Genomic DNA, 9,773 nt, shown 5'->3' with positions numbered 1-9,773 from the left:
TCTGACTTTAAAGAGTTTTAAAAAGAGTGAGGATTCTCTGTCTACGAACATACCTCAAGGGTTGTTTTGTAACGCATATTGCTCTCACTCTTTTTTTCTTTTAGTTGCACTAGTTTATTTAATTTCGCAAACATACGAGATACTGGCGCTCATTCCTCCGCATAACCTTTACTGCGAACCGTTCTTTGGCGGTGGCGCGATATACTTCGCTAAAAAGCCCTCTGAAATAGAAGTCATCAACGACAGTAATGGAGACCTGATTAACTTCTACAAGGTTGTCAAAACAAAATACAGGCAACTAGAGAAAGAAATAATTCCTACCCTTTACAGCCGACAACTACACCGCCAAGCTGCGAAGACGGTGCTTGGCTTTCCTGAGTTGTTTAACGATGTAAAACGCGCGTGGGCGATATGGGTGCTTGCCAATCAGAGTTATGCTTCCCGCCTTGATTCGCCTTGGGGCTATGACCGGAAAAGGAATACTTCGGCAAAGCGCCTGCACCACAAGCGCGACAACTTTACCAAAGATTACGCGGAACGATTGGAAGAAACCGAAATTGAAAATGGGGACGCGTTGAGAATTATCCAGACAAGGGACAGCCAGCAGAGTTTCTTCTACTGCGACCCGCCTTATTTCAATTCGGGCATGGGGCATTACAACGACTATACGGAACAGGATTTCGAGAACCTGCTGAAACTACTTTCCACTATCAAAGGGAAATTCCTTTTGAGTTCCTATCCTTCGCCATTATTGAAAAAATATATTAGGGAAAATAAATGGCATTCAAAGGAAATTGATATGCCTTTGATCGTAAATGCCAAATACAAAAACGGGAAAAGAAAAACAGAAGTGCTAACGGGGAATTATGGGATATAAATTCTTAAGATGGGGAAGGCTATCTTGAGAGACTTCAAATTACAATGACTGTGGATAAAATAATCCAATGCAAGAGGGTTGATTTTGTTTTGCAGCAATTGCTGACGGAAAAAGAAAGAGCCACATTGATGCGGCTCTAAAATAATAATTACCTGAAAGAAACTATAATCAGTGTCCCCAAAATACTTTATTACGTACTTCTTCAATGATTTTTGCTTTCTTAGGATTAGTTGCTAAACTTATTGCTTCTTCTATTTCTGATTGCCAAAATTTATCAGTGACATCTTGATACGTTACCAGTTTCTCAATAGTTTTTTTAGGAAACGATTTATAAAGAGGCTGAATCATACTGCAAGTAAAATTTATATTGACATTTTTCAAACCCTTAAACGAAATAGCAATTGGTTCATGTTTTTTAAGTTGTTGAGTTATCGTCTTTGCAACTTGAACACCAAAAGTTCCTAAAATAGCTTCAGTAGTACCGATTTCTTTTTTAATACTTATAGTTTTCATAGTATTCGTTTTTTAATGAACAAATTTATTGTCTTTTTATTCATTATACTTATAATTGATAGTTTGTCAAGTGGCTATCGATTTTTCTTGTATGTCTCTTAGGTCAAGCAACTTTTTAAGATTCGTAATAATCCTAATGCTGGTAAACTTGAAATCAGAATCGTTGGTCACCATAGTCCAACCTTTATCCATACAAAGGTAGTAATAATAAAAGTCATTGATGCCACAAAAATTATATTTTCTATAAAGCGATAAAATTCGCGTCATTTTCTTACTTGAAAAATCGGGTATAACTGGATGTATGTAATTTGAATATTGATTAAAACGAATTAATAAAAAATCACATTGTGTTTTATAATGCTCAGTTTCTCTGTAATCGTTTATATCATATTTATAAATGAATAACCTCTTATTTTTGTATTTTTCTATTAATTCCTCTTTTTTCTCTTCCCATTGTTGTATGCAATATGCTTCTTTAGCGCGTTTAACAAGGTAGGTTCCCACAATTTCAGTAAATAGCACACTGGTCATAACAATTTTAGGTCTATGTTTAAAAATTTTCTCCCTTGATAAATTAAGGGAAACGACCTTATCAAAAAAATCTATATAGGGTGCAATAGTTTCTGGCGCATCCGCTTTGTTACCATAGAACAAAATATAAATCCAAACATTTGCGTCAAAAAAATAATATTCATTTTGACCAATTTGTGGCAATGTATATTCGGCAATATTTTTAATGTTGTTAAATGACAATTTTACTCAGTTTAGAACAAATGTATAAGATTTTTTGTTTATATGTGATTTTTGCTTTTTCAAGTTAAATAAAGAGCCGCTCTCACGAACGGCTCTTGTTGGCACAATGGCGCATAGAAACCTCATGCATTTGCCACCAACTTCTTCAGCAGGGAAATAACTTCATTTAGGTGCTTCGTGTTTTCAAGAACGATAGTGCATGACGCCCCATTCCAGAATTTCTGAACTTTCTCTGTCAGCGTTTTCACTTCGTGATGCTTGATGACTTTGCGGGTAGCCTTGTCGGGATTCATTACCACTAGAGAAATTTTCTTTTGGCTGAAATGAAAGAAAGCGAGGTTGCGGTTCTTGCGCAGGGAGATGTAATACTTCTGCGGATTGAATTGAAGCGTTTTATCCGCCTTCAGCAATTCCGCTTTCATCTTTCCGTAAACAGCTTTTACCTCCTCCGCCACATCTTCCATGTGATAATCCTCCGTGTAATTTATCTTCTCCTTCACGGCATTGCTTTTCGTTTTTCTGTTCTGAATCTCGGCAAAGCCGGGATACATGGTGATGATGGTTTCTCCTTTGTTGGAAAACTTTTTGATATGGATGGGCTTGACCGCCTGCCATTCGGCATAGGTTTCCCTGAATCCGGCAAGTTCTGGTCTCGCGCCTTCAATAATGAGCAGAATGTCTGGCGCGCGCCCGATAATTGCCTCAAGCAGTTTAACAATGTTGTTTTCATTGTTGCCTAATTCCTTACGAATGGACTTGCTTTTATCGATAACAGATTCCACTTCGTTCATAAGCTGGATGCGATTATCCTGATTCCTGAAAAGCGAGAATATGCTTGTCATCCGCATGCAGAATGCCCCGAAGTTTTGTTTGGAATGCAATACTTCCACAACGTAGAGTTTAGGTTTCTCCGCATCCCTGATGTCAATAAGGAAAGCAGGAAGAGCATAACTTTCCAAGAATTCCGGCATGATTTTTTTGCCGTCAAGAACGATTACGTTTTCCCCGAAAAGAACTTTTCCGTTTTGCTTCACCAATTCCTCAAGTTCTTTTTCCGATTGAAACTTTTTCGGAACAGGATTGTCAATCGGCTGTCCGTTGATTTTTACCTGCAGGGATTTACCTTTTAAGATAAAAAGACTGCTGTAGTCAGTGGCAGAGGCAGCTTGCTCCTTTTTTTCATTTGATGTTTTTGTTTCCATGATGCATGGGTTTTAGTGTTATTGATTTTTGAATGAACTGTTATTTCCATGCATCATAGCTCTGGGCTTTGTAGGAGTCCAGTCGTAAGAATGGCATAGAGCAGAAAAAGGAAATTGTCCAGCAGGAAAAAGAAAAAGCCGCGCATAGTGGCGGCTTTTGTGTAAGAAAATCAAAACATTACTGCATAAAGGAAATAAGTTCCTTCAGTTCTTTGCTGATGCGCGTCAAATCACCGACATATCCCCAGTTCAAAGGGTTTTTCTTAAATATTACTTTGTGGTTTTTAAATTTCATATTTAATTGCTTGAGCAAAAACTGAACTTCTTTTAATCTCTTTTCATAAGCTTCTTTTGCTGTTGCGGCAGTTATGTCCGCTATGCCTTTGCTGTATAAATCCTCCATAGCGATGTCGCGCATGATGTCGCTCACAGAAAATTCCTCTTTGACGGCAATTCCTTGTAGTCTTGTCAGGACTACATTTTCTCCTTCGATATGAGCGGAGTAATTTTCCGTGTCATGACGGAGTTTAAAAGAAGGATGCAGCGGCAGGATGTCGCCTTTCATCACAAACGGGCGGATGAAATCCTGCGCGGCACCACGGGCGGTGAGCGTTTTTGTTTTTTCTGATTTGTTCAATTTGTCTTTTTTCATAGTGTTTGATTTTTAATGAACGGTTTTGTGGAAGAGCATAACTCCGATGAAAAGCACAGTCAAGCGAATGGTTAAAAAAACGCCTGATGCTTTTAACATCGGGCGTTTAATCGCTTTTAGGAGGCGAATCATTATTCCCCAATTTGCTGATGGTGATCTGTCCCATCGTTACGTTGACTTCTATCTGGTCTCCCACGTTAAAATCAAAGTCCTTGAGAAACTTTCCGGCAATGCGGATAAGGGGATGAAAGTATCCGCCATTATAACCGTAATTGCCGTAATACACTTTTTGCTTCCGCCTCCGCGCGGCTCCAATAACAATTTTTGTTTCCATAAAGAACAGTTTTAAAATTCCTGTGCGATGATAGCGTGCGGTGTTAAAGCAGGCAAGTGCGATGCATGGCAGAGAGCATAAAATAAAATATGTCCATAGCGGAAAAAGAAAAGCCCGCTGAAGTAAACTTCAGGCGGGCTCTCGCGCTGGGGTTCGCTTTTCTTCCTTACAGAAAAAATTTGCGACCCTTAGATACCATGTAAGCTCTGAATCAAAGAAGAGTCAATAATCAGAATTATCAGACAGTAGAAAAGTTTTGTGTCAAGGTGATTATCATATACAGCGTAATTAAAACAAATTATTGTTTGGGATGTTTGGATTTTGATAAGAGTCCCAATCGTTTTGCTCTTCTAATCTTTTCTGCCGTTTTAAGAATATATCTGAAATTAATATTTTTCAAATCATTTGTTATTTTCTCTTTGTACTTCTCCTCAAGAGAATCAAGAACTTTTTCAAATTTATCATCAGATAATGATAATATTTTTTCAATTTCATTAAGGCGCGTAAGAAGTTTATTCTTTTTTTTCATTGCTGATATAATTTGATTAAAGATTTAATCTTTTCTTCTATTTTTTTCATAACCCTTTCCTTTATTTTCCTAAAATTTTCCTCTGTTATATTATATTTACTGCATATTTTTTCTCGTTCTTCCTTGGGAATGTTATGTGGTTTATAGTGTATCGTAATAATTACAATATCAAGTTCACGCTCATTCAAAGAATCCAATATATCTCTTACCACTGATTGTTTTTCTGATTCTGCTTCTTTTATATTGTATTCAGTTGAAAGAGTATTGCTTATTTTATCATAAAAATCATAGTTAGAAGATAAAGAAGAAAAAGATTTAGTAAGATTCCGAGTAAGCAAATCAGCAGCATACCCGTATGCTGATTTGGTAAGCCATTTTATTATTGCATGTCTAAGATGAGTTCCTGTCTTATATCTTTTTATATAAAACTCTTTAATCATGTAAAATTTCATCCACGCATGTTGATATAAATCTTTAGCCATTTCTTCGGGATCATCAAAATAGAATACATCCTCAGCGATTTTTCTGCAAAAAGCAAATACTTTATATTTTAACTCATCGTGAATTCTTTCTAATAAATAATTAGATATTTTTCCACGTTCCCGTATTGCCAAATCAAAAACCCATGCTTCTTTTTGTTTCATTATAATGACGTATTGTTTACCCTACCTACAATCTGATATTTATAAACTTTAAAAAGTATTTATGTCACATTTTACAGATATAACTATAAAGGGAGTTTAAATACAAAATGTTTCACAAGCAAATATAAAATAAAAAAAATTGCCCCGTCCATTTATTAGATGGCGGGGCTGCAACAGAAAAATCTATCGCAGTCTCAGGATATAGGGTATCCAGAAACTTTGCTAGTATAGCATAGACAGAAATATGAGTCAATAGTAAACTCCCGAATTCTATCTTTCTATCCGGTTTACCCATCAATATTCCTGAGGCGCACAAAACAAAATGCGCCAATGTCAAATAAATCTTTAGAGCAAGAAATAGATGACCTGTATCAAACAGGGATTTCTCTTTTTGCTCAATGGAAAGAAAAAGCATTGGCAGCTATTCATCCTGAATATTCGTCACAGCCATCATCTATTCCATCCCCACCTCAGTCAATCACAAATTTTGAATGGACAGCAGATAAAAAATACATCATGGATTTGTATGATGTATTTGTAAAGTTGAAATTTATTACGTCCAAAGAAGTAGATTTTCAGACTAACTTTTTTCCACGCTTTTATAAAAGCATTCCGGCCTTTTCTCAGATCAAATGCAAACAATCTACTAAAAATCTTATCTGGGTCTTTGACACATTACTGGATTGCCGCGCCATATCAGGAAAAAATGATTTAAGAATTTTTTTGCCCTTGCATTTTATAAGTAAGAATGGAAAGCCCCTTAAGCCGAATTGCATTAAACAAGAATTGTATGAAATACGAAAATTAAAAAAAGCAGAGCAATACCCTGATTTTGTTTTGACGATAAAAGAAATTTTCAACAAGAAAAGTTTACTCAAAAGTTGACTGAAAAAGTAAACTTTTATAATGAAAATCGTAAATGAATATATTGATTTTCTTTATACGAATGAATATCTTAGCCCCATGAAAAAAGAATTACTCCCTCTATCAGGAATATTTTTCAGGCTGGCAGTTCTCCACGCACTGAATGAACTGGGAGTAGAGTCTTCTCATTCCAAAGAAGTTCCACCGCCAAAGTCAGCCAAGAAAATAGGTCATTCAGAAACTCCAAAGAGAAAAAACGTAGAGATAAAAAATAAAGTAATGAACGTGTCGGATTCGAAATGCTAGAACTTATCTCCATACACCAAGCCGCCCAGCAACTCAACTATAAAGACCTGCGCCCTACGAAGGTGTGGATATCGCAGCGCGGGATTCCTATGTTTAAGGTAGGCAAAGGATTTTGCCTTTTAAAAGAAGATTTTGAAAACGCCTATTACTTTCCGATTATTTCCTTTTTAAAATATAAGCAGTCGGTTGCTTCTCAAAAACAATCAGCAAATGAGCACGAAATTTCCTCGCAGACAATATGGACAAACTATGCCGAAGAGTTATCATCCTGCACGATGCGAGCAAGCAACGAACCATTGTTTCTTAAAAAAGACCTGCGCGTGAAGGGTTTAACCGTGTTCTGTTCGCATTGCCAGCGAAATGTAACGGATTTTTGCACAGAGGGAGGAAAATTGCAACAGTGTGAATACGGGCGCACTCACAAGTTCAAAGGGTATTCATATGTACCCGGCACAAAAATCCGTAAAGTGAAAATCTATGATACGGACGACCCATATGAAGCAGCCCGCCTGCACATTCTTTTCGATCAATTGGTGAAAAAAGGCAGGTATGAAGATGTGGGCAAGATGATTAACAGGAAAGAAACCATAGGCAAAACCAATCCGCAGTTTATAGAAAAAGCCATGGAGAGCTACCTAAAAGTGTTAAAGGGGGAATCAGAATATGAATTTTCACAGCAGGCAAAATCACCCGCCCACATAAAGGATACGGACAGAACATTTTCCTATTTCAAAGAAGCATTGAGAAAAATAAATATGAATCCGGAAACTACGATGGCAGGTGAAGTAAATGACAGAGTAGTAAATGTCTTTCATAATTATTTAGTCAAAGAAAGGGGATTTGCTAACAATACATATAATCGGCACATGACGACCATGCGCACCTTATTTAATCATTTGAAAAAGCAGGAAATTTGGAACGGAAAAAATCCATTCGTTGAGGTGAAGAAAAAGAAAGTTACCCCAGAAGTAAATATAGTTGAGGTTAATAAATTGCTTTTAATGATTGATTCAATGAGTCCTGAAAACGCCATTCAAATATTAGGAACAGGAGAGAAAAAAAATCACTGGCACTCATTTTTAAAACAGACATTCCTGCTTGCGCTGATGACTGGATTGAGAAGGGAATCGCTGATTTCTCTGAAGTATTCGGACATACAAGAAAATGAAAACGGAATTCCCAGCGTCATACAAAGTTCTAACCTGAAAGTAAATCGCATCAAAGGCTACGAAAAGGAAAATGAAGTGCAGCAATATATTCCGGTAACGCCCCAGCTTCGTTCGCTGTTGTCCGAGCAGTTGGATTATGACAATAATCGAAAGTCGGAAAAATTTCTTGTTGCCGGTGAAAGCACTATTCAGCGCAAAACATTAATGAACATTCTCAGCAGGTCGTTCACTCATTTTTGGAAGCAAAAATATCCAAATGAAGACATCCAGTTCTCTGATTTGAGGAAGACATATATTTCGAGACTGACTTTGGCGGTCGGCAGCAACAGCCGGATTCTGACGGGGCATGCATCGCAGGATATTTTGGAAAAACATTATATACGAAAGCAGATGATCGCGGAAGCAATTTCTAACACGGAAATATTTCCCGAGTTGGATGTTAAGAAATTGGAACGGACTAATGAGCTTGAACAAGTGCGGGAAAACAAAAAGGAACAAACAAAAACAATTGAACGATGAAAGGGCTTTGGAAGGCAATAGGCAGGCAGGCGAAAAATAATATCTCACCCACTTTCTCACCCAGTCGTAGCGAGGGAGGGAGTCGAACCCTCGACCTTTGGGTTATGAATCCAATGCTCTTACCAACTGAGCTACCTCGCCAAATGCGTCACAAGCGTTTTAAAGAACTTTATTACCCTTTCTGGCGCGGTGTCAGCCTTATGAATCCTGTGCTCTTACCAACTGAGCTACCTCGCCAAAGGGTGGCAAAGATATTAAAATCAATTACCGAAAAAAGCGGATTTTGTTGGCTGTTAAAGTTTTTTTTATACATTGCCCGCGCTTTACGATTCGTTATGGCTAAAAAGAAAAAGTTAAAGAAAAAGAAACTTGCACCTAAGAGCAAAAAACTCAAGAAGGTGAAAAAGAAAGTTGTTGCTAAGAAAAAGGTGAAGAAGCGTAAGAAGAAAAATCCGGCAAGGAAAAAAAATGTAAAGCAAAAAAAAATCAAGAAAGAGAAAGTTAAAAAGAAAAAATCTAAGAAGGAGACGAAAGTAAAAGCGCCACCTGCAAAAGAAATTCTGGAAGAAAAGCCGAAAGAAAAACCTCCGCCCGTAGTTAACGAAGTGGCGCTGGCAAAAGCAAAGGCAAAAGCGCTGGCTAAAGCAAGACTTAAATTAAAAGAGAAGGAGAGACAAAACATTCCTGCTCAGGCAACAGACCAGAAAGCTTTTGATAAGCAGTTAAAACTTGCAGAGCCAAAATATAAATTGATTCTTGAATATATTATTCATGCCTCCATGCCATTGCTTTATGATTTTATTACTTCTCCAAGCGGAATGTCTGAATGGTTTTCTGACGATGTAAATATCAACGGCAGCGTGTATTCGTTTTTATGGGAAGGATCAAAACAGGATGCGCGTGTGCTTTCGCTGAAAGAAAATAAATTCATCCGCTTTCAATGGACAGATCGTGCGCCCAACAGCTATTTTGAATTCCGAATTGAGAAAAACGAACTCACGGAAGAACTCTCGCTCATTATTACTGATTTTGCTGAAACTGAAGATGAAAAGAACTCACTTGAAATACTTTGGCAGGGACAAGTTCAGCGATTGATGAAGGTAATCGGCTCTAAAGTTTAGTTTGCATAATTCAAAACTTTTATATCTTTGCTTTAGAATTCAATGAAAATTATTTCAAATAACGTGTGGTGGCTGAACTCTAATGAGTGAACAGCACTGTCATTATTTGACTAACTTATAACCGAAAGGTCTGCTGTTCTCAGCAGACCTTTTTTTGTTGTGCGCCATCCATGTTCTTTTACTATAGGGTGCAAGTCCCGAACACACGTTGATAACGCGAAGTGTTAGCTGAAAGCAAGTGCAATGTTGCGAGGCATTGTGCGGAGGAAGCCGAAGGCAAAAGCAAGTGA

The 9,773-nt window shown here is 37.4% G+C and carries 12 protein-coding genes and 1 tRNA gene; 5 read left to right on the top strand and 8 right to left on the bottom strand.

Annotation, left to right across the window (positions count from 1 at the left end; translation table 11 throughout):
- The first annotated feature begins 121 nt into the window (after window positions 1-121).
- Window positions 122-877 (top strand): DNA adenine methylase, encoded by a 756-nt coding sequence (locus HY841_07070; GenBank protein ID MBI4930505.1) that lies wholly within the window; start codon window positions 122-124, stop codon window positions 875-877.
- A gap of 168 nt (window positions 878-1,045) precedes the next feature.
- On the opposite strand, the gene HY841_07065 is transcribed toward HY841_07070, so the two are convergent.
- From HY841_07065 to HY841_07035, 7 genes are all read right to left on the bottom strand, one after another.
- Window positions 1,046-1,390 carry a hypothetical protein gene (locus tag HY841_07065; GenBank protein MBI4930504.1) on the bottom strand — a complete coding sequence of 115 codons (345 nt, stop codon included), beginning with the start codon at window positions 1,388-1,390 and terminating at the stop codon, window positions 1,046-1,048.
- Between the two features lie 66 nt (window positions 1,391-1,456).
- A complete protein-coding gene (locus HY841_07060; protein MBI4930503.1) occupies window positions 1,457-2,143 on the bottom strand; it encodes a hypothetical protein in 687 nt (228 codons plus the stop codon).
- Window positions 2,144-2,265: 122 nt separating this feature from the next.
- Window positions 2,266-3,345, bottom strand: a complete 1,080-nt coding sequence (locus HY841_07055) for a hypothetical protein (GenBank protein ID MBI4930502.1) — start codon at window positions 3,343-3,345, stop codon at window positions 2,266-2,268.
- A gap of 178 nt (window positions 3,346-3,523) precedes the next feature.
- Entirely contained in the window at window positions 3,524-3,997 is a 474-nt protein-coding gene (locus HY841_07050; protein ID MBI4930501.1) for a hypothetical protein, read from the bottom strand.
- Window positions 3,998-4,103: 106 nt separating this feature from the next.
- Entirely contained in the window at window positions 4,104-4,331 is a 228-nt protein-coding gene (locus HY841_07045; GenBank protein MBI4930500.1) for a hypothetical protein, read from the bottom strand.
- Between the two features lie 298 nt (window positions 4,332-4,629).
- Entirely contained in the window at window positions 4,630-4,860 is a 231-nt protein-coding gene (locus HY841_07040) for a hypothetical protein (protein ID MBI4930499.1), read from the bottom strand.
- A complete protein-coding gene (locus HY841_07035) occupies window positions 4,857-5,504 on the bottom strand; it encodes a sigma-70 family RNA polymerase sigma factor (GenBank protein MBI4930498.1) in 648 nt (215 codons plus the stop codon). The genes HY841_07040 and HY841_07035 overlap by 4 nt, the downstream gene beginning before the upstream one ends.
- Window positions 5,505-5,834: 330 nt before the next feature.
- Between HY841_07035 and HY841_07030 the strand changes: the two genes are divergently transcribed.
- Genes HY841_07030 through HY841_07020 form a run of 3 tightly spaced genes read left to right on the top strand, consistent with a single transcriptional unit; the run spans window position 5,835 to window position 8,362 of the window.
- Window positions 5,835-6,389, top strand: coding sequence for a hypothetical protein (locus tag HY841_07030; GenBank protein ID MBI4930497.1), 555 nt, complete (start codon window positions 5,835-5,837; stop codon window positions 6,387-6,389).
- A 21-nt stretch (window positions 6,390-6,410) separates the two neighbouring features.
- The gene (locus HY841_07025; GenBank protein ID MBI4930496.1) at window positions 6,411-6,674 is read left to right on the top strand and encodes a hypothetical protein; all 264 of its coding nucleotides are present in this window, start codon (window positions 6,411-6,413) and stop codon (window positions 6,672-6,674) included.
- Window positions 6,668-8,362 (top strand): tyrosine-type recombinase/integrase, encoded by a 1,695-nt coding sequence (locus HY841_07020; GenBank protein ID MBI4930495.1) that lies wholly within the window; start codon window positions 6,668-6,670, stop codon window positions 8,360-8,362. The genes HY841_07025 and HY841_07020 overlap by 7 nt, the downstream gene beginning before the upstream one ends.
- A gap of 67 nt (window positions 8,363-8,429) precedes the next feature.
- On the opposite strand, the gene HY841_07015 is transcribed toward HY841_07020, so the two are convergent.
- Window positions 8,430-8,503: transfer RNA gene (locus HY841_07015), tRNA-Met, on the bottom strand.
- 194 nt (window positions 8,504-8,697) lie between these two features.
- On the opposite strand from HY841_07015, the gene HY841_07010 reads away from it, so the two are divergent.
- Window positions 8,698-9,483: a hypothetical protein gene (locus HY841_07010; protein ID MBI4930494.1), complete on the top strand. Its 786-nt coding sequence runs from the start codon at window positions 8,698-8,700 to the stop codon at window positions 9,481-9,483.
- Window positions 9,484-9,773 lie beyond the last annotated feature (290 nt).

This window comes from Bacteroidota bacterium, from assembly GCA_016213405.1.
Lineage (GTDB): Bacteria > Bacteroidota > Bacteroidia > Palsa-948 > Palsa-948 > Palsa-948.
This window is presented reverse-complemented; position numbering and strand designations above follow the sequence as displayed.